Raw genomic sequence first — 19,894 nt, forward strand, 5'->3', positions numbered from 1 at the left:
TTGAAAAATCAACATTTAAAAAACATTTTAGAACTAAACATTGGTGTTATTTTTATAAGTACATCTGGCGTTTTAGGAAGGTCTATTTTATTTCCACCTGAAATAACCATTTGGTGGAGATGTGTTTTTGCCGTGGTTTTTATAGGTTTGTTTTGTTGGTACAAGAAATACGATTTAAAAATAAAAAGTAAAAAAGATACATTTTCATTAGTATTAAGTGGTTTTCTTTTAGGAGCGCATTGGGTTACTTATTTTTATGCATTACATTTATCAAATGTTGCTATTGGAATGCTTTCTTTGTTTACATATCCTGTAATTACTGCACTTTTAGAACCTCTTTTTTTTAATATAAAATTTAGTAAAAACCAACTAATTCTAAGTGGGTTGGTTGTAGTTGGAATCTATTTTTTAACTCCAGAAATGAATTTTGAAAACAACGATACAAAAGGTGTATTGATGGGAATTATCTCAGCAATTTTCTATTCACTTAGAAATATCCTTACTAAACGAAATGTTTCACATTACAATGCCTCTAAAGTAATGTTTTATCAATTAATTGTAGTTCTTTTACTTTTATGGCCAGTAACTATTGGTTTTGAATATACAGACACTTCTAACTGGTTTAAAATTATTTCTTTAGCATTAATCACAACCGCAATTGGACATACATTGTTTGTAAATAGTTTTAAAAACTTTTCAATTACTGCAGTAAGTATTATGAGTAGTATGAGTCCTATTTACGGAATTATTTTTGGTATGTTATTTTTAGCTGAAATACCTTCAATATCAACTTTTTTTGGAGGTGTTCTTATTTTAACTACAGTTGTTATTGAGAGTTTTCAATCTGCTAGAAAATAAATTAACTTACAAATTGTCATCAAATTACATCGTAGTTACCGTTTTGCAGTTACATTTAATTTGTATATGTATGTACACTTGTGTTTGCCACTGGTAAATAATTTACCCCAAACCAACATACAAGTAAAACTACAAATGCTAGTGCTAAAATTGTAAGCGCTTGTTTTGTTTTATGATTATGAAAATGACGGTAATGAATATAAATTAAATACCCCATCCAGGTTAAAAAGGCCCAAACTTCTTTAGGGTCCCAAGTCCAGTAATGTCCCCAAGCTTCTTTTGCCCAAAGTGCTCCAAAAAGTAATCCTAATGTTAAAAATGCAAAACCTATGTAGACTAAATTATCAGCTAATTTTAAGGTTTCTATATTAAAGTTCCCTTTGTAACTATCGTACCAACCTTTGATAGCAACAATACTAGATGCTGCTAAAACTGCATAGCTAAATAAGTACACCAAAACGTGCGGGATAAACCAAGGACTTTGCAATGCTGGCATTAAAGTTTTTGAATAGGTTTCTGGATTTAAATAGTTAATTGCAAGAAACATTCCTGCCATTGCAATACTGTATGCTAAAAACCATTTATATTTCCATCTAATGTATGTTACAAAGCCAATTAGCGGTAAAAATGTAGCGTACCACAAACGTGTTTCACCTAAGGTTCTCATTGGTGGCCTGTCTAATTCTAACCATAATTTAACTACAAAAACAATTAAAGTACCCCAGCCAAGTACAAACAATACGTTTGCAAATTTAAACAGCTGTTGTTTTTTATATGAAATCAATAAAAAGAGTAATCCCACAATCCATAGAATAGCAGTTATTGAGCTGTATAAAGGAAAATCTATCCAAGTCATTTTATTGATTTTTAGTTATTTTATTTCCCATCCAAAACATATAAATTGCACCGGCAATCATCATAAAAATTCCAATATATATAACAGGAAGCCAAGGGTCTCTTACAAGTTCTAAAACACTTAAATTACTCCATTTACCCATTTTATCATCGTAACTTAATTGATAAATTTTATAACCTTTAAATTTAAACGGTTTGTTAACTTCTAAAACAGTACTAATACGTTCTCCTTCTTTTGTTAAAATATCTATATCTGAACTAAATTTCTTTACTTCAGGAATTGTCATAACCATAGAATATTTATCACTTATTTTTAAAGATTCGTACGGTTGACTGAAACTTCCACTACTAATCCAAGCATCTTTAATGGAATCTGTTTCAATATTTTTTACTAAAATTTTTGCTGCTGGTGGAGATCCTAATTCATTTACAGGGTAGTATCTTTCTCCTATTCTTCCTGCTGAAGCTAAAAAATCAATTACTTTAACTTCAAAATTTTGAAAATAGTAAGTTTCTCCTTTTTCAACTAAATATAAGTTTTTGCCGTTATTGTGTACAATAGTTCCTGTTATATTATCAATTAAGGCTAATTTTGGAGGGTATTCATCAATTACAAAATCTTTTAAATAAAAAGCAAAAGGTAATTCTACTTGATTTTTTTGTACATCGGTTGCAATCCAACTTGGTTTTCCTTCATAAGTATTTATAGATAAGCGTTGCAAATCTCCAGTACCTAACATACCAGCTATTAAGGCCAAAAATAAACCAATGTGATTTAATATAAAACCAACATTAGACCATCTAAATTGTAATATTCTTTTAATAGAAATTAAACCTAAACAGGTTAAAAATTGAAATAAAATTAATAAAAATGCCCAATTTCTTGTTATTCTATTAAGTCCTAAATTATTAATAAAATTACTTTCAGAAGCTACTTGTGGAATAATTCCCATAACCATAACCAAAAGTGTTACTAAACTTATGCTTGAAATAGATGCAGGAACTTTAGTTAACCATTTAATTATTTGCGTATTAGAAAACCATTTATACAGCACAACCAAAAGAGCTACATAACCTACCAAAAATATAATATTGTAAGGATATGCTACTGTAAATGGTGTATCACTCACAACAAATACTTCTAAAAAGAAGCCTGTTACCATTAAACCAAAACCTATAAAAAAAGATTCAACGTAACCCCAAGGATTTTCCCATAGATTACGTTGAATTTTTAAATTGTCTTCACTCATACGAGATCAAATATATATATATAAAATGTATTAGTATTTTGCTTCTCTTGCAGCAGCTTCTTTATCCCATTCAGGAGCTAATTCTTTTAAGAATTTTTCCTTTTCAGCATTTAATTTATCCATTGGTAAGCCAATAAATTCCTGAGCATTTGCTTTTGTATCAATGTTTGGATATGGTACTTCGCCATTAAAACCTAAAGTCATCAACAATCTTGCTAATTTAATTCTAGTTTCTTGCGTAATATCAATACCTCTACCAATAACTCTACCTGTTTCAACTGGTGCGTGAAAAGATCCTCCGTGAGATGCAGCCGCATAATCCCAACGCCATTGTCCTAAACGAATTCCGTGTAAAATTTCTTTCATTTGGGCTTCTGTAGCTCCTAATTCCCAGCATTTACCTGCTTCAACATGCGCACGAACTAATAATTCTTCGAGTTTATCTCTGTTATGAATAATTCTATCTTGGTTATCAAAAACATTTTTAATTAGCTCGTCTTTTTCTTCTCTATGACAAACTTGACAAGAATTAGCAACATTGTTTAAAGGAGATTGAATATGGTGATCTGTAAATTTTTGACCACCTTCAGTTTTATAAGGCATATGACAATCTGAACAAGAAACACCTCTTTGCCCGTGAATACCCATTTTAAAAACTTCATAACCTGGATGTTGTGCTTTTAACATAGGCGCTTTACTAATTTTATGAGTCCAATCTACATGACCAACATTGTCGTAATATTTTTCCATATCTTCAACAGTTTGACCTTCATCCCATGGGAATACTAAATAAGGTATTCCTTTACTATCTGGAAGATTTTTATTAAAGTAATATTCCGAATGACATTGTGCACAAACTAAAGAGCGCATTTCGTTATGAGATGATTTAGAAATGTCTTTTCCTTGACGTGCAAATGCTTCAATTAAAGCAGGTTGTGTAATGGTTAAATTCATAGATTTTTCATCATGACAGTTAGCGCAACCAATTGGGTTTACTATTTCTGTACCTTTACTTGACCATTTTCCACTGTAATATTCGTTTACACCAGTTTCATTAATTAAACGCGGAACATCTGGAGATTTACAAGTCCAACAAGTTGCTGGCATTGGTCCGTCATCTGGTCCTGTTGGCCCTCCAGTTCTTAAAGTATTTCTTAGATCGTCAATTGCATGAACGTGTCCACGCCCTTGATTGTAATCTTTAGCAAAACCATAACCAGCCCAAAGCACCACTAAACGCGGATCAACTTCTAACATATCAATCATGGCACTTCCATTATATTTTGATCTAAAAGTAGTATCGGCAGTTTTATAATATGATTGAAATTCTCGCGGAAAATTTTCTCCCCAAACTTCATTTCTTGGTTCTAATTTGTTAATTTGTGTCATTGGAGTATATGCAAATTTAGCCTCCATTTTACGTTCTGTTATTGAAGAAACTAAAAGCCCCAACAAAAACACTACTACAAGCGATGCAATAAACAGCATCCAGTTCATCCAAGGTTTTCTTTTATTACTCATCTTTTTTATCTTTTTGATTATCTGATTTGTTTAAATATTTACTTAGCCATTCTGGCACTGTTTCTTGATGTTCTTCTGGAATTTTCCCATAGTATTTTACAGATGATAAACTATGCACACTTCCGTGGGGCACTTCTTGATGACATTCCCAACATTTACGTGTTGTTCTGTTATCAAAATGGTCGGTAACAGATGCGCTTAATCTGGCATCGGTAACTTGATCTTGATGGCATCTAATACAGTTGTTTTGCACAACTTCAACACCTGCTTCTTTCATTCTAATTACTTCAGGTTCTCCACGAGTAGTAAAAACTGAAGCATGGTATAAACCATCTTTAGCTTTAAAAAGGTATTTTTTGAAAAAATTGTCTTGTGGAACATGACAATCGTTACAAGAAGCCCATTCTCTGTGAGAACTATTTTGCCAAGTTGTATACTGTGGTGTCATTACGTGGCAGTTTGCACAAGTTTTAGGGTCATCTGATAAATACGATACAGCTTTAGACTCAACCATTGCGTACAATGAAAGACCAGAGATAGCACCCAATAAAATAATTACGGGTATTCGCCATTGTTTTGGTGGAATTAAAAATCGAAATAGTCTTTTCATATAGTTTCTATTAAATTTTATAAAAAGAGTTTAAGATAATCTTATCTCTTATTAATAATGCAAATTTTAGGAAAAAATTAACGTTAAACTATGATTTAAGTCATATTCTTAAAAATTAGTGCACTTAATAACCACTATATAACAAGACTAATTATGGCCCAGGATTGGGTTGTAATTCTTGAATTTCATCTATTTTATTTAAAATTTCAGTAGAAAGTTCCACGTGAATACTTGAAATATTTTCTTTTAATTGTTCCATTGTAGTGGCTCCAATAATATTGGCGGTAACAAATTCACGTTGATTCACAAATGCCAATGCTAATTGGGTTAAAGAAATATTTAGATTTTCGGCTAATTCAGCATACTTTGAAGTTAAAAAATCGCATTGTACATTACTATATCTATTGTATTGCTTAAATAATTTAATACGAGATTTTTCTGGTAAGTTTCCGTTTAAATATTTACCTGATAATACACCAAATGCTAAAGGAGAATATGCTAATAAACCAACATTTTCTCGCATAGCAACTTCTGCTAAATTAATTTCGAACAAACGATTTAACAGCGAATATGCATTTTGTATGGTTTTACAACGTGTTAAATTATTGTTGTTACTTTCCGATAAATGGCGCATAACTCCCCAAGAAGTTTCATTTGAAACACCATAATGGCGAATTTTTCCTGCTTTAACAAAACCGTCTAATGTTTCAATAACTTCTTTAAAGTTATCTTCCCACTTTTCATCTACATTGTGTTTGTAATTTCTTGTTCCAAAAAAGTTTGTTTTTCGCTCAGGCCAATGTAATTGATACAGATCTATATAATCGGTTTGCAATCTGTTTAGACTTTTAGTCAAAGCATCTTCAATTGCTTGTTTAGAAAAACCCAAATCTTCTCTTATATATTTAAAAGATTCGTTTGGGCCAGCAACTTTTGATGCAACAATCAAATTTTCTCTTTTTTCATTTTTTAACCAAGTTCCAATATAACGCTCTGTACTTCCTTGTGTTTCCTCTTTTGCTGGAACAGAATACATCTCAGCAGTATCAATAAAATTTACACCTTGTTCCACAGCATAATTTAATTGTTCATGAGCTTCCTTTTCGGTGTTTTGCTGACCGAAAGTCATAGTTCCTAAACAAATTTTACTAACTTTTATATTTGTGTTTGGTAAATTAGTGTATTTCATTTTATAATAGTTGAAAAGTGAAAAAGTTTAAAGGTTGAATGGTAAAAATACCTTCATAATTTTCAATTAATAAGATGTAAATGTAAAAAAAACAATGCAATAAAAAAACCGCCTCAGGTTTTGAGACGGCTTATATTTTTTAGTTTAAGGATATATTACCTTATTAACTTTTAAACCTTTAATTACTTCAATATTGCTTCAATACCTGGTAACGTTTTTCCTTCTAAACTTTCTAACATTGCTCCCCCACCAGTAGAAACATAACTTACTTTATCTGCAAAACCAAATTGCTTTACAGCTGCAACAGAATCTCCACCTCCAACAAGTGAGAATGTTCCATTTTTAGTAGCATTTGCAATTGAATTTCCTAAAGCAATTGTTCCTCCAGCAAAACTTTCCATTTCAAAAACACCTAAAGGTCCGTTCCAAAGAATTGTTTTAGATTGGTTTACAACTTTATCGAATATTTCTCTAGATTTTGGCCCAGCATCTACACCTTCCCAACCATCAGGAATATTGTTAATATCACAAATTTGTGTGTTTGCATCGTTGCTAAAATCGTCAGCAGCAATTACATCAACAGGAATATGAACTTGTACACCTTTTGCTTTTGCTTTTGCTAAAATTTCAAGTGCCAATTCTTGTTTGTCATCTTCACAAATAGACTTTCCAATTTTTCCACCTTGCGCTTTAATAAAAGTAAAACTCATACCTCCACCAATAATTAAATGGTCAACTTTGTCTAAAATATTTTCAATAACTGTTATTTTTGAAGATACTTTTGCTCCTCCTAAAATAGCTAAAACAGGTTTTTCACCCTCTTCTAGTATTTTTTTAAGACTTACAATTTCTTGCGCTAATAAAGCTCCAAAACATTTACTTTCTGGAAAAAATTGAGCAATTATTGTTGTTGAAGCATGCGCTCTGTGTGCGGTTCCAAAAGCATCGTTTACATATACATCTCCTAATTTAGAAAGTTGTTTTGCAAAATTAACATCTCCAGATTTTTCTTCATCGTGAAAACGTAAGTTTTCTAGCAACAAAACTTCTCCCATATTTAGATCTTCAGCAGCTTTTTCAGCAACTTCACCAACACAATTTGAAGCAAATTTAACGTTAACTCCAATAATTTCAGAAACTTTATCCATAATATGCTTCAAAGAAAATTTTTCTTGAGCACCTTTTGGACGACCTAAATGCGACATTAGAACTACTGCCCCACCATCTTCTAAAATTTTTATAATTGTTGGTTTTGCAGCTTCAATTCTTGTTACATCAGTCACATTAAAATTTTCATCTAATGGCACGTTAAAGTCAACACGTATTAACGCTTTTTTTCCTTCAAAATTAATATCTTGTATTGTTTTCATTTTTAAATGTATTTGTTGCACAAATATAACTCAAATTAGCCTAAATGGAAGACTTTTTTACGAAAGCGATTTCATTTTTAGTTATTTAAAAACGAAACGATTTAAAAATTAAAAAAAAGTTTTACTTTCGCCTTAATGAATTTTTCGGAAATATTAGGTCAAGAGCATTTAAAAAACCATTTGATAAAATCTACAGACAATTGTAGGGTTTCTCATGCGCAGTTGTTTATTGGAAAAGAAGGTGCTGGTGTATTACCAATGGCAATTGCCTATGCACAATACATTTTAGTTTCTAATAGCAGTAATCCAGAAATGGCCGCTGTTAAATGTGAAAAATTAATGCATCCTGATTTACATTTTGCATTTCCAGTTGCAACTAATGAAAACATTAAAAGCAAACCGATAAGTAATGATTTTTTAGAAGAATGGCGCGATTTTGTTAAAAACAAACCTTATGGAAATTTATTTGAATGGTTGCAATCTATTGGCGTTGAAAATAAACAAGGTCAAATAGGTGTTGACGAAGCAGAACAAATTGTAAAATCATTAAAACTAAAAAGTTACGAAGGAGGTTTTAAAATAATGATTATATGGATGGCAGAAAAAATGAACAATGCTGCATCTAACAAATTATTAAAATTATTAGAAGAACCGCCAGAGAAAACAGTATTTTTATTGGTAGCTGAAGATGAACAACAACTAATTACAACTATAAAATCTCGTTGTCAAATACTACATTTTCCATTATTATCTAACGAAGTTATTGAAAAAGGACTTATAGAAAAAGAGGGAACCGACCCACCTATTGCAGCACAAATTGCACATCAAGCAGATGGAAATTTTAATAAAGCTCTACACTTATTGCACAATGATAATGCGGATGAACAATTTGAACAATGGTTTATTACATGGATTAGAGTTGCATTTAAAGCAAAAGGAAACGCTGCCGTAATACAGAATTTAATTAGTTGGAGCGAAACTATTGCAAAAAGCGGAAGGGAAACTCAAAAGCGATTTTTAAAATACTGTTTACAGTTTTTTAGACAGGCTATGTTGTTAAATTATAGTGCAGATTCTTTAGTTTTTATAGAACCAAAAACTCCAGGTTTTAAGTTAGATAATTTTGCACCGTTTATACATAGTGGTAATATTTTAGAAATAACAAAAGAATTAAATGATGCCATTTATCATATTGAACGTAATGGAAATCCTAAAATAATTCTGTTAGATTTATCAATAAAATTAACACGACTTTTGCATACTAAAGAAACCACTTAATTATGTCTATTTTTAATAATAATTCAGCTGAAACTTTACTGTTATTATTTTTTATAATAACTTATTTTTTATCTGTAATTGAAAAAATAGCAGATTGGAAAAACACCTTAGCTTATTATACAGATCATTTTAAAAATACCATACTTCTTAAAATGATTCCACTATTATTGGTTCAGGTTTTAATTTTTGAAATTGCTGCATTAATTTTATTAAGTTTAGGTCTCTATTTTCTAGTTTCAGAAAACTCACTTTCTATCGCTAAAATAGGATTGGAAATTTCTGCTCTTACCTTATTACAATTTTTGGTAGGACAACGATTGGCTAAAGATTATCCTGGAGCAATGAACATTGCAGTATACTTTATTTTAAACATTATTGGAATTTATTTATTAACTTAAAATATTGATTATGAAATTATTAGGAATAGGTTCTCGTATTAAACACGCCGAATTTGGTTTGGGTGTAGTTACCAATGTAACCTCAAAACATTATTGGGTTACTTTTATTGAAAACGGATTAGAAACGATTGATTTAGATAGTGATTTTGAAGTTATTGAAGCTGTTGAAGATGAAGTTGATACTATTAGTTTTTACGAAGTAGAAACTACCCTTAAAAATATGCTTAAACAATGGTCTGATATTTCTGAAATTATTCCGATTGGAGATCGTTGGAAAGGCGGAAAAATAATACTTGAACCAAAAGACACTACTCTAGCAAGTAAAGAAATTCCAATTGATACCTTTTTTCATAAAATTGTTATGGTTAGAGATCGAATTAGAGTTATGGAACAAAAAATAAATTCGAGCAGTTTAGAAGATCAAGACAAGGTAGATTTACAACAATATATTACTCGTATTTATGGAAGTTTAACCACGTTTAATGTGTTGTTTAAAATAAAAGAACAGCAGTTTTCAGGAGCTAAAAGTAAGTAAAAGGCCAGTATTAATACTACTAAAAACAAAAGCCTTTAATGTACATTAAAGGCTTTTATTTATTTGATTATCAATATTTTAAATGTTATTCTTTAGCAAAATCTTCATTTAATAATTCTAAAATAGCACTTGTAACATTTAAATTGTCATCTCCATACATTACTGTTCCATTTCCTGAGGTTCCTAAAACCAAATTTAAACCATTAGCTTTAGAGTAAACTGACACAAAACTATCTACCTTTTTTGTAATCGCTTCGCTTAATAGCTGATTTTCTTGCTGTAAAGCTTGAGTTGCTTGTTGCTGTCTTCCTTGTAGAATTTGTTGTTCCTGTTGTAATGCTTGCTCAGTTTGTGCTCTTTTAGAAGCAGACATCTTTTGAGCATTCTGGTAATATTCTTGTACTTTTGTTTGAAATGGTGCAGAAATACTATCCAATTCTTTTGCCATTACCTCTTGTTTTTCCTTTAAGGTCTCTTCTAAAGCTTTTGTTCCGTCATAATCTTTCATTAAATCCTCAACATTAATGTAAGCAATTTTTGTTTGGTTACAAGATGCGAATACAAGTACGAAAGCAACTAATAGTAATTTTTTCATGTCTTTTAAGTTTGTTGTTTTAAATTCTGCTTGATTTTAAATTGCTGCGAATATATAAACAAAATACATAGTCTATAATAAAAATTCTAACTATTTGAAATATTTATACTACTACTATGTAGTATAATTAAATTTTATTAAAAATAAGATTCGTAGCTTTAAAATACAGGCTTTTTAAGATTTTTTAAAACAATAATAGTTTAGTCAATCGAAAAGCCGTTAGAGGCGCTTAAAATCGGTTTTAGCCGTTTTTTATGATGTAAATTAAGGAAGAATACTCTTTGGAGGCCATTGCTTTTAAATTTGACTTTAAACCAACATAAAAGGCTTTTAAAAAATTAGAATTAGATGTTTTGTATTTCTCACTTAATAACGAAACATAAAACGAATCAAATTTCATTGGAAGCATTATTTCAACATGCATATGTTCATTTTTAAAAAGCTTTTGAATGGCAGTTTTTGAAAAATGCCATAAATGTCTTGGAACATCAAACGCTGCCCAAAACTGTTTGTAATACAAAGCGTCATAACTTTTAAAATTTGGAACAGCAACAACCAAAACTCCTTTTGGCTTTAATAAGGATTTTAATTTTGAAATATATGTTTCTAAGTTCGGCACATGTTCTAATACATGCCATAATGTTATAACGTCAAATTTTTCAGATTCTAATTCATTTATATTAGTAAAGATTGCAGCAACATCATTCTTGTTTACTTTTGATTCAGCTAATTTTCTTGCATTCTTATTTGGCTCTACTCCTTCAACTTTCCAACCATTATTTTTACAAATTGCTAAAAAATCTCCTGTACCACATCCAATATCTAATAAAGTTTTTTCTGAAGTTTTAAAAGAATTAATAAGCTCTAATTTTTTATTTAGAGCATACCTTTTTACAATTTGATACAATTTATCTACAATAGATTTTTTAGCATCTGTATGTGAAATATAATCTAAACTTTCATAATACATGTCTAATTCATCCCCTTCTGGTTGTGGAAAAGTTTCTAACATATCGTATTCAACATTATATAATAAATCAAATTTCTTGTTTGAAACGGTATAATCTATACAACTTAAATAAGGTCTTTTTTTTGAATTCATTCTAAATCTTTCAGTAATCAAGTAACACGTTCCACGTGGAACATTAAAAAATTATCTTCCCATATAAACTAATAAAACAGAAACATCACTAGGAGAAACACCACTTATTCTAGTCGCTTGAGAAATGGTAACAGGTTTAATTTTGGTCAATTTCTGACATGCTTCAATTGATAAAGATTTAACCTTAGAATAATCGAAATTAGAAGGAATTGAAACGTTCTCTAGCCTATTTAATTTATCTGCTTGGTTCTTTTCTTTTTCAATATAACCAGCATATTTCACATGAACTTCCGTCTGTTCAATAATTTCATTATCAATATTATTTTCTAATATAAATACTGCAACATCTGGTATTTGTTGAAGGTCATGAAAATCCAATTGTGGTCTCGCGGCAATTTTAAACATCTTCATAGATTGAGTAATTGGCGCAGTTTTATTAGCTTCTAAAATAGGATTTATTACTTCAGGTTTAATACTTGTTTCAATTAAAAATTTCACAAATAAATCTGTCTTTTTTTGTTTTTCAATTACTCTAGTTAAACGTTCTTTTGAAGCTAAACCTAAATCAAAAGATAACGGGGTTAAACGTAAATCCGCATTATCCTGCCTCAATAAAGTTCTATATTCGGCTCTAGAAGTAAACATTCTATAAGGCTCTTCAGTACCTTTTGTAATTAAATCGTCAATTAAAACTCCAATATAAGCTTCATTCCTTTTTAATATAAAAGGCGCTCTATCCTGTACATTTAACGCTGCATTTATACCAGCCATTAAACCTTGAGCCGCAGCTTCTTCATAACCTGTCGTTCCATTAATTTGACCTGCAAAATAAAGATTCTTAATTAACTTTGTTTCTAAAGTATGTTTCAATTGTGTTGGAGGAAAAAAGTCGTACTCAATTGCATATCCATATCTGAAAAATTTCACATTCTCAAAACCCGCAACTTTACGCAAGGCTTTATCTTGAATATCCTCTGGTAAGGAAGTTGAAAAACCATTAACATATACTTCGACTGTATTCCACCCTTCTGGCTCAACAAATAATTGATGACGTTCTTTCGTTGCGAATCTGTCAATTTTATCTTCAATTGAAGGACAATATCTTGGACCTATACTTTGTATTCTTCCATTAAACATTGGCGAACGATCAAAGCCAGTTCTTAATAAATCATGCACTTCTTTTGAAGTATAACTCATATAACAAGAACGTTGTTTTTGTAACGGTTTTGTTGAAGATAAGTAAGAAAATTTCTCTGGACTTTCATCACCAGGCTGCTCAATCATTTTAGAATAATCTAAAGACCTTCCATCAACCCGAGGAGGTGTACCAGTTTTCATTCTACCAGCTTCAAAACCTACTTTAACTAAATCTTCCGTTATACCAATTGAAGCACTTTCACCTGCTCTACCACCACCAAAAGTTTTATCACCAATATGTATTAAACCATTTAAAAATGTTCCTGCTGTTATAATTACAGTTTTAGACTTTATTGAAATTCCTAAAGCAGTTTTAACACCAACAATTTTACCTTCTTCAATAATCAAGCCTTTTACCATATCCTGAAAAAAATCAACTTTTTCAGTTTGCTCTAACATATTTCTCCAAGTTTCAGCAAAACGCATCCGATCGCTTTGGGCTCTTGGACTCCACATTGCAGGACCTTTAGATTTATTCAACATTTTAAACTGAATTGCAGTTTCATCAGTTACAATACCACTATAACCACCCAAAGCATCTATCTCACGAACAATTTGTCCTTTAGCAATTCCACCCATTGCCGGGTTACAACTCATTTGCGCGATATTCTGCAAACTCATCGTAATTAATAAAGTATGCGCACCCATATTTGCAGCAGCAGCAGCAGCTTCTCCTCCAGCGTGACCACCTCCCACTACTATAACATCATATTCCGTATTAAACATAAGTTTTGAATTTTGTTCCACGTGGAACGTTATTTATGAATTTAATAAACTCAAACATTTATCTTCTTCAAATCGCATTTTTTGCTTCTCCTCTTCAGATTTATCTTTAAAGCCCAAACAGTGTAAAATACCGTGAATTAATACTCTATTTAATTCATTATCAATGTTTTGATTAAAATTTTGTGCATTTTCCTGCACTCTTTCTACTGAAATAAAAATATCAGCACTAATAAGCTTCCCTAAAGTGTAATCAAAACTAATAACATCAGTAAATGTATCGTGTTTTAAAAATTCAACGTTCAATTTATGAAGATATTCATCATCACATAAAATGTAACTAATTTCTCCTTCAATAAAACCATAACTTTTAATACAAGCTATAATCCAGCTTTGCACTGCAGCTTCGTTCTCTAATTTAAACGCTGTTTCATAATTAAATTGAATCATTTTTTTCAACTGTTTTAAAATACTCCTGAACTTTAAATTTATAAATTTTGCGCAAAGGTAATGATTGTCTATTTAATATTTCATTATAATTAAAATACTGATTTTTGAGTTTTAATTTATCAATATTACGTTCTTGAAATAATTGTATATTCGTGTCAGATGTTCTTTTTTCATCTTCGCCCTGTTCCTTCTTTGCCTTCTCAAGTTTTAATAATTCGTATGATAATTCCTGCATTTTATCAAATAAACTATTAGTAAATCCTTTTTCTAAAAGTTCCTTTTCTAGCGCTTCCATTTTGTTAATCGCATCGTCAGAACCCTCAGACGATTTTTTGCCATCAACTCCAAACATTTCTTTTAGCATTTCTTTTAGTTTGGCTTGTTCTTTATAGATTTCAAAAAGTTCTTGGTTCATTTGTTCACTAGTTTCGTCTCCATCTTTTCCCTCCCCTTTTCCGAACTTATCTCCATTCTTATCACCTTCATTATTATTTCCAGACTTTTCACCCTTTTTTATTCCCTCTTTCATTTTATCAGAAAGCTCTCCTTGTTTTTTAATAATATCAGGTAAACTAAAGTCTTGAGAACTTCCTTTTACGCTTCCCATACTTGCAGAAGCATTCATTAAACTTTCTAATAAATTACTCAGTTGATTTGCTAAATTATTTACCGAAGTAATAACAAACTGTTGGTTAGATACACCTTCCATAAACCTATTGTCAGAAAAATTTAAAAGCGACTCGTCAATATTATATTGCGCATCACTTACCTCTTTTTGAATAGCAGTACTCATTTTTACCAAACGCAATGAAAGCATATAAATACTATCATCAATATGTTCAAAATACTCCTTTAACACATACTGCTCTTTTAAGTTTTTTGAATATTCTGGATGCGTAGCATCAATATTTGAAAAATTATTTAGCAAATCTTCTTGTTGAAAAGAAAACTCAATTAAATTTTCAACAATTTTACGTAAATCTTCAATATTTTCATCAATAGATTCACTTTCTGAAGCTTCCATAGTTTGCTCCATTGATTTACTCAATTCCTTCATTTTTTTTGCAGCAGCTTTCTGACTTTTTTGAGCTTTAGATTTAGAATTATTTATAACTGGACTTTTTTCCACATTACTTAATTCTTCAAGAGCATCTTTTAAATTTAGATCAATTTCCTTTTTTTCATCAGAAGAATCTGGAAGTTTCATCGGTCTTTTTAAATCATTATTATCTTTATTTAGTTGCTCAAAATCTTTCTTAACTTCATCGAATTCTTTGTTGATTTCTTTCTGCTTTTCGAATGTATTTTCTTCATCCCGTTTCTTAGATAAGTCCTCTTCTTTTTCTGCAAGAATTTCTAATTTTTCAGCAATTTGATTAAATTTTTGTTCAACGTAAAAACGTTTAGTAAGTTCTAAAATACGCTCTAAACTTTGTTCGTTTCGTTTGTTCTTTTTTGATATTTCTTCTAACTTATCTATCAGATCATCCTTTTTAATTTTTTTAGAAAGCACTTCAAGTTCTTTAAGCATTTCTTCTTGCTCAGCCAATTTTTTAGTTTCTTCAATGCGTTTTTTAAGTTCCTCTTTTTTTTCATTTAAAGATGCATCCTCTGGCTGTTCATTTAAATTTTGTTCCAATTGCTCGGTTTGCTTTTTGAACATTTCCTGGTACTGTTCTTGACGTTTTATAAACTCCTCTAACTTTTTTGAATCATTCCAATTAACTTCGGCTTTCTTTTGTAGTTGATTTTTTAATTTTTCTACTTCGGCATTAGACTCCTTTGATTTTTTTAAGGTTCTTGAAATTTCATTAATATTTTCAGCTTGTTCTTTTAATAAATCTTCTTTTAATTCCTTTTCAGTTTTATTATAATAACTGAATATTTTACTTTTAGTTTTTTTACTTCCTTGTACTCTATCGTTATCAAAAACTTCAAAATACATTTCGTAATCTAACCCCTTTTCAATAGTAATTCCTTCTGGAAATACATAGTAAAAATCTGTGAATGAAGATTTTGCAACCTCAATACTGTGTGTTTTAAGCAATGTTGGATTTGATTTATCATAATATACTAACTGTAGTTTATTTACAGCGTAATCGTCGCTTAATTGACCAACAAACTGCACTGGACCTCTGGAAATAGAGTCAATATCAGATTTAACAACAATTTTAGGAAATTCATCTGAAATAACTCCAATTTCAAAATTTAATACTTCATGATTTTTTAACTGCTTATTTGAAGTTGCTATTTTATAATTTGTAGAATTATTTAATTGTTTTGTGAAGCTAAAAAAATCTTTAGTAGTTTGCTTAAAATTTGTTTTTAAATTTTTATCGTAAATAAAAGAAACCGTATCAGTTTGATGTGTTTCTAAAAGCCATGAAATAGTAGTTCCTTGTGGAACAATTACATTGCCAGTATTTTCAATAACTTCATTACTTCTACCAGTATAACTGGGATAATTAAGAACCATCTTTAAACTTGTAATTATAGGAGTTGCAATCACAATAAGCGAATATTCTTTAGAAATTACGCCATTGGCCTCAATATAAAAATTTATAGTCTTTTTAACATTGAAAAAATTATATTGAAATTTACCTAACCCAATATTCTCCAAATAGTAGCTTTGATTGTTAAAATAAATGGTGGCATCTTCTGGAATTGTACTTCCTATAGTTTCAACTTGTAAGGTAAAATCAGTTGTTTCAACAACATTTAAAGATTGATTTATTACTTTAAAGTCAAATGGTGCCGGAGGTTGATATGCTGTTTTATAATGTACTACCCTGGAAAAACTATTGTTAAAAATTGTAATATTTCCGGTAACATAAACCAATCCCAAAATTAGAATTGGAAGCAATGCATATTTAATATATTTTTTGTTGCTTGAAAAATCAACAGCTTTTTTAAATGGAATTAATTTAAACTCGTTAGATTTTTGTTGAATACTTGCTTGGATCAGTTCAGAATGCAGCTGGATACTCCTTAATTGCATCATATTCAGTAACTTATCTTTTATTTCAGGAAAATGTTTACCAATAATTTTTGAAGCTTCTACATCTGATATTCCTTTCTTAATTCCATAAATTTTGAATATTGGAATAGCAATATAGTTAAAAACTAAAGCGACCTCTACTAGTATAAATAGCCAGAATAACAGTGTTCTTAAAATTGGTTTTAACCATAAGAAATGTTCGACAAGTAAGGTGAAAATAAAATACAACAAACCTAACGAAAAGAATAATAAAATTCCTTTTATCAGTTCGTTTATATAATATTTTTTTATAAACTCCTGAAGTTTTTCTTGTATGTTTTTAAAATTACTCAATTCCCTATTTTAAACTATTAAAACGGCTAAAAATAACGAAAATTACGTTAAAACCTTTGTTCTAAGAAATGTTTGTATTTATTAAACCTTTATAAAAGGTAAGTTTTAGAAAAAAGTTTACTTAAAGTATGACAATTTTTTCTTTAATTGCGTAAATTACAAGTCCAATACGTGATTTAACTTCTAATTTTTCAAATAAGGATTCTCTGTAATTTTCTATAGTTTTTGGACTTAAACACATTACTTCAGCAATTTCTTTGTATGTTTTTTCTGAAACCGTTAATATTAAAAATTCCAATTCACGTTCTTTTAGTGTTATATTCTTTTTCTTTTCTGGTTTATGAATAGAATTTAGTAATGTATTTGTAATATTATCCGTATAATAAAATCCGTTTAAATTTACTTGATTAAGTGCGTGGTGTAATATATTTGGATGAATATCTTTTAATAAATATCCTTTTGCTCCAGCACGAAGCATTGCTAAAATAGTAGATTCTTCGCATTCCATAGACAATGCCAACACCTTAATTTCTGGTTTATTACCTTTTAACCAATTGGTAGCTTCAACACCATTCATAATTGGCATTTGAATATCCATTAAAACAATTTCGGGTAGTATTTTTTCTTTTGAAATATAATCCACAAGTTCTTTTCCATTGTTTAAAACAGCCAAAACATTAAACTCTTCAAAATTTGAAACTAATCCATTAAGTGCTTGTGAAAATAGTAAATGATCATCTACTATAACTATGTTAATTGGGTTCATGAGACATTCTATTTGGGGCAACTAATATATAATTTTGTTCCTACATTTTCTTTAGAATTTAAATCTATTTTCGCTCCTATTAGTATTCCACGGCTCCTAATATTTAGTATACCTATACCGTGCTGTTTAGAAGTGTCGTTTATGTTAAAACCTATTCCGTTATCTTCAGCATTAATTTCAAAATTATTTTCATTATAATTTAATTGAATATTAAGATTTTCGGCCTTAGAGTATTTTAAAGTATTGTTGCAAAACTCCTGTAAAATTCTAAATAAAATAATCTCCTTTTCGTTGCTTAAATTATATGTTTCTCCTTTTATCGTTAAAGAAGCGTCAATTACATTTAAACGGTTAAACCGTGCCATTTCTAATTCTAAAGATTCTATTAACCCCTTATTTTTAATGGTTTCAGGGTTTAAAGATTTTGCCAAACCACGCAATTCTTCTAAACTTTTACCAACAATTGCACTAGTTTCCTGAATTTTAATTTTTTCAGCTTCTGGTACATTCATTTGCAAAATATTTAATTGCATTTTTGCGACAGAAAGTAATTGTCCAATATTATCATGTATTTCCCAACTAATATTTTTTAAAGCTTGTTCCTGAATTTCTAATTTAGATTTATTAATTTCTTCTTCAAATTGCTTTTGAGTTTCGCGCTGTTTTAGAATGTAAGCAACTTTTTTCTTCTGAAAATATAATAAGAAAACCACCAAGGAAGCTGCTAATACAATAATAATAATAGTTACAGCTAAAACTAATATTTGAATTTCCTTTTGATCCATTATATATCAATTATACTCTTTTTTGCTGACTATAAAACCTGTAACAAAACAACTTATCATTAATAAATTTAAGAAAAATGTAATTATTTTAAAAACACCTCCAAAAACAATAAATTCTGCAATTATGTATACAGGGATAAAACCTATATTAAATAATAAAACACCCAAGCTTATCCAAAAATAGATAGATTTTTTTAAGTTTAAAATTTCATCACTTTGTAATAATTCAGAAAAATATATCATTATTGAAATTACAATTAAAATACTTCCTATAACAGAATTTATAGATAAAAATTTACTTAAAAAATCAACATAAAAGGAAATTACTACAGCGGTAAAAACAGCATAAATACCAATAATAAATTTTAAAATTTTCCTTTTTAAGGAATTTTGTAATAGATGTAAGAAAAAGAATAAATAGAAAAAATGATTCATTAAATTCCAAGTATTATATATTGGAAAAGTATTTATCCTTAACAAAACTCCAATTATAAATGCTGAAATTTCAGTTAGTAAAGAATATGCGATAAAAATTAAAAATAATTTTATATACAAACTATCTCTAATTTTAGAATAATTTATAAAACCTGCACTAAGCACTATTATATAAAATATCGGGTATATTAAAAAGAAATATTTCAATGTTATTGAGGATATTCTGCTGAAGGAGGATCACCTAAAGTACCGTTATTCAATCCGTCTAAATCATTAATATCAGTAATACCTCCACCTTCAAAGCAATCTTTTTGAGACGATCGTGATTTTACTCTTGTTGGAATAAAAAACACCGTACTTGTATTACTTTTTTCAGTAGCTTTCTTTCCGTAAGCTCCAAAATAAACTCTTAACCCATTTGCTTCAGGAGCTTTACTTTCTACATAAGCAATATAATTTTTAATTTCTTCAAGCGAAAACCAATTAGATAATGCATCCTTTTTTTTAGGTTTTTTATCTAATTTTTCAACAATACCATTTAAATCTTCAGACCGTGTTTTAACAAATTGCTGATTTAATTCCTTTGCTTTTTCAGGCGAAATAAGACCTATAGGTAATTTTAAACTCATAGAATAATTCAATTTTA

Annotated in this window: 19 protein-coding genes; 4 read left to right on the forward strand and 15 right to left on the reverse strand. The window is 29.6% G+C overall.

Annotated features, from left to right (window positions below; translation table 11 throughout):
* Complete coding sequence (locus tag IEW75_RS01385; protein ID WP_134248247.1) at positions 1-858, forward strand: DMT family transporter; 858 nt, start codon at positions 1-3, stop codon at positions 856-858.
* A 55-nt stretch (positions 859-913) separates the two neighbouring features.
* Here the strand turns inward: IEW75_RS01385 and ccsA are convergent, their stop codons facing one another.
* From ccsA to IEW75_RS01415, 6 genes are all read right to left on the reverse strand, one after another.
* A complete protein-coding gene (ccsA, locus tag IEW75_RS01390; RefSeq protein ID WP_134248248.1) occupies positions 914-1,714 on the reverse strand; it encodes a cytochrome c biogenesis protein CcsA in 801 nt (266 codons plus the stop codon).
* A gap of 1 nt (position 1,715) precedes the next feature.
* Positions 1,716-2,963 carry a cytochrome c biogenesis ResB family protein gene (locus IEW75_RS01395; protein ID WP_134248249.1) on the reverse strand — a complete coding sequence of 416 codons (1,248 nt, stop codon included), beginning with the start codon at positions 2,961-2,963 and terminating at the stop codon, positions 1,716-1,718.
* A gap of 30 nt (positions 2,964-2,993) precedes the next feature.
* Positions 2,994-4,484: an ammonia-forming cytochrome c nitrite reductase gene (nrfA, locus tag IEW75_RS01400; RefSeq protein WP_134248250.1), complete on the reverse strand. Its 1,491-nt coding sequence runs from the start codon at positions 4,482-4,484 to the stop codon at positions 2,994-2,996.
* Complete coding sequence (gene nrfH / locus IEW75_RS01405) at positions 4,477-5,094, reverse strand: cytochrome c nitrite reductase small subunit (RefSeq protein ID WP_134248251.1); 618 nt, start codon at positions 5,092-5,094, stop codon at positions 4,477-4,479. Before nrfH ends, nrfA begins: the two co-directional genes overlap by 8 nt.
* 151 nt (positions 5,095-5,245) lie before the next feature.
* Positions 5,246-6,283, reverse strand: coding sequence for an aldo/keto reductase (locus tag IEW75_RS01410; protein ID WP_134248252.1), 1,038 nt, complete (start codon positions 6,281-6,283; stop codon positions 5,246-5,248).
* Between the two features lie 182 nt (positions 6,284-6,465).
* Positions 6,466-7,653 (reverse strand): phosphoglycerate kinase, encoded by a 1,188-nt coding sequence (locus IEW75_RS01415; RefSeq protein WP_134248253.1) that lies wholly within the window; start codon positions 7,651-7,653, stop codon positions 6,466-6,468.
* A 135-nt stretch (positions 7,654-7,788) separates the two neighbouring features.
* On the opposite strand from IEW75_RS01415, the gene IEW75_RS01420 reads away from it, so the two are divergent.
* The 3 genes from IEW75_RS01420 to IEW75_RS01430 are packed head-to-tail and all read left to right on the forward strand — an operon-like array spanning position 7,789 to position 9,864.
* Entirely contained in the window at positions 7,789-8,931 is a 1,143-nt protein-coding gene (locus IEW75_RS01420) for a DNA polymerase III subunit (RefSeq protein ID WP_134248254.1), read from the forward strand.
* Between the two features lie 2 nt (positions 8,932-8,933).
* A complete protein-coding gene (locus tag IEW75_RS01425) occupies positions 8,934-9,329 on the forward strand; it encodes a DoxX family protein (protein ID WP_134248255.1) in 396 nt (131 codons plus the stop codon).
* A 10-nt stretch (positions 9,330-9,339) separates the two neighbouring features.
* Positions 9,340-9,864: a DUF8685 domain-containing protein gene (locus IEW75_RS01430; protein WP_134248256.1), complete on the forward strand. Its 525-nt coding sequence runs from the start codon at positions 9,340-9,342 to the stop codon at positions 9,862-9,864.
* Between the two features lie 85 nt (positions 9,865-9,949).
* On the opposite strand, the gene IEW75_RS01435 is transcribed toward IEW75_RS01430, so the two are convergent.
* The 9 genes from IEW75_RS01435 to IEW75_RS01475 all read right to left on the reverse strand — a co-directional run bounded on the left by IEW75_RS01435 (position 9,950) and on the right by IEW75_RS01475 (position 19,877).
* Positions 9,950-10,459, reverse strand: a complete 510-nt coding sequence (locus IEW75_RS01435; protein WP_134248257.1) for an OmpH/Skp family outer membrane protein — start codon at positions 10,457-10,459, stop codon at positions 9,950-9,952.
* Between the two features lie 241 nt (positions 10,460-10,700).
* Positions 10,701-11,561, reverse strand: a complete 861-nt coding sequence (locus IEW75_RS01440; RefSeq protein WP_134248258.1) for a class I SAM-dependent methyltransferase — start codon at positions 11,559-11,561, stop codon at positions 10,701-10,703.
* A gap of 51 nt (positions 11,562-11,612) precedes the next feature.
* Positions 11,613-13,484, reverse strand: coding sequence for a tRNA uridine-5-carboxymethylaminomethyl(34) synthesis enzyme MnmG (gene mnmG / locus IEW75_RS01445; RefSeq protein WP_134248259.1), 1,872 nt, complete (start codon positions 13,482-13,484; stop codon positions 11,613-11,615).
* Between the two features lie 33 nt (positions 13,485-13,517).
* Positions 13,518-13,931: an rRNA maturation RNase YbeY gene (gene ybeY, locus IEW75_RS01450; RefSeq protein WP_134248260.1), complete on the reverse strand. Its 414-nt coding sequence runs from the start codon at positions 13,929-13,931 to the stop codon at positions 13,518-13,520.
* The gene (locus IEW75_RS01455; protein WP_134248261.1) at positions 13,918-17,262 is read right to left on the reverse strand and encodes a DUF4175 family protein; all 3,345 of its coding nucleotides are present in this window, start codon (positions 17,260-17,262) and stop codon (positions 13,918-13,920) included. Before IEW75_RS01455 ends, ybeY begins: the two co-directional genes overlap by 14 nt.
* Before the next feature lie 121 nt (positions 17,263-17,383).
* Positions 17,384-18,028, reverse strand: a complete 645-nt coding sequence (locus IEW75_RS01460; RefSeq protein ID WP_134248262.1) for a response regulator transcription factor — start codon at positions 18,026-18,028, stop codon at positions 17,384-17,386.
* 8 nt (positions 18,029-18,036) lie between these two features.
* Positions 18,037-18,813 (reverse strand): sensor histidine kinase, encoded by a 777-nt coding sequence (locus IEW75_RS01465; RefSeq protein ID WP_134248263.1) that lies wholly within the window; start codon positions 18,811-18,813, stop codon positions 18,037-18,039.
* A 6-nt stretch (positions 18,814-18,819) separates the two neighbouring features.
* Positions 18,820-19,368, reverse strand: a complete 549-nt coding sequence (locus IEW75_RS01470; protein ID WP_134248264.1) for a hypothetical protein — start codon at positions 19,366-19,368, stop codon at positions 18,820-18,822.
* 89 nt (positions 19,369-19,457) lie between these two features.
* Positions 19,458-19,877, reverse strand: a complete 420-nt coding sequence (locus IEW75_RS01475; protein WP_134248265.1) for a hypothetical protein — start codon at positions 19,875-19,877, stop codon at positions 19,458-19,460.
* Positions 19,878-19,894 lie beyond the last annotated feature (17 nt).

It is taken from the genome of Lutibacter litoralis (genome assembly GCF_014646675.1).
Classification (GTDB): Bacteria; Bacteroidota; Bacteroidia; order Flavobacteriales; family Flavobacteriaceae; genus Lutibacter; species Lutibacter litoralis.

What these genes read in the sequence shown, in the direction of transcription:
- ccsA (WP_134248248.1), bottom strand. Translation starts at nt 1,714, where the DNA reads ATGACTTGGATAGATTTTCCTTTATACAGCTCAATAACTGCTATTCTA.
- IEW75_RS01395 (WP_134248249.1), bottom strand. Translation starts at nt 2,963, where the DNA reads ATGAGTGAAGACAATTTAAAAATTCAACGTAATCTATGGGAAAATCCT.
- nrfA (WP_134248250.1), bottom strand. Translation starts at nt 4,484, where the DNA reads ATGAGTAATAAAAGAAAACCTTGGATGAACTGGATGCTGTTTATTGCA.
- nrfH (WP_134248251.1), bottom strand. Translation starts at nt 5,094, where the DNA reads ATGAAAAGACTATTTCGATTTTTAATTCCACCAAAACAATGGCGAATA.
- IEW75_RS01410 (WP_134248252.1), bottom strand. Translation starts at nt 6,283, where the DNA reads ATGAAATACACTAATTTACCAAACACAAATATAAAAGTTAGTAAAATT.
- IEW75_RS01415 (WP_134248253.1), bottom strand. Translation starts at nt 7,653, where the DNA reads ATGAAAACAATACAAGATATTAATTTTGAAGGAAAAAAAGCGTTAATA.
- IEW75_RS01420 (WP_134248254.1), top strand. Translation starts at nt 7,789, where the DNA reads ATGAATTTTTCGGAAATATTAGGTCAAGAGCATTTAAAAAACCATTTG.
- IEW75_RS01425 (WP_134248255.1), top strand. Translation starts at nt 8,934, where the DNA reads ATGTCTATTTTTAATAATAATTCAGCTGAAACTTTACTGTTATTATTT.
- IEW75_RS01430 (WP_134248256.1), top strand. Translation starts at nt 9,340, where the DNA reads ATGAAATTATTAGGAATAGGTTCTCGTATTAAACACGCCGAATTTGGT.
- IEW75_RS01435 (WP_134248257.1), bottom strand. Translation starts at nt 10,459, where the DNA reads ATGAAAAAATTACTATTAGTTGCTTTCGTACTTGTATTCGCATCTTGT.
- IEW75_RS01440 (WP_134248258.1), bottom strand. Translation starts at nt 11,561, where the DNA reads ATGAATTCAAAAAAAAGACCTTATTTAAGTTGTATAGATTATACCGTT.
- mnmG (WP_134248259.1), bottom strand. Translation starts at nt 13,484, where the DNA reads ATGTTTAATACGGAATATGATGTTATAGTAGTGGGAGGTGGTCACGCT.
- ybeY (WP_134248260.1), bottom strand. Translation starts at nt 13,931, where the DNA reads ATGATTCAATTTAATTATGAAACAGCGTTTAAATTAGAGAACGAAGCT.
- IEW75_RS01460 (WP_134248262.1), bottom strand. Translation starts at nt 18,028, where the DNA reads ATGAACCCAATTAACATAGTTATAGTAGATGATCATTTACTATTTTCA.
- IEW75_RS01465 (WP_134248263.1), bottom strand. Translation starts at nt 18,813, where the DNA reads ATGGATCAAAAGGAAATTCAAATATTAGTTTTAGCTGTAACTATTATT.
- IEW75_RS01475 (WP_134248265.1), bottom strand. Translation starts at nt 19,877, where the DNA reads ATGAGTTTAAAATTACCTATAGGTCTTATTTCGCCTGAAAAAGCAAAG.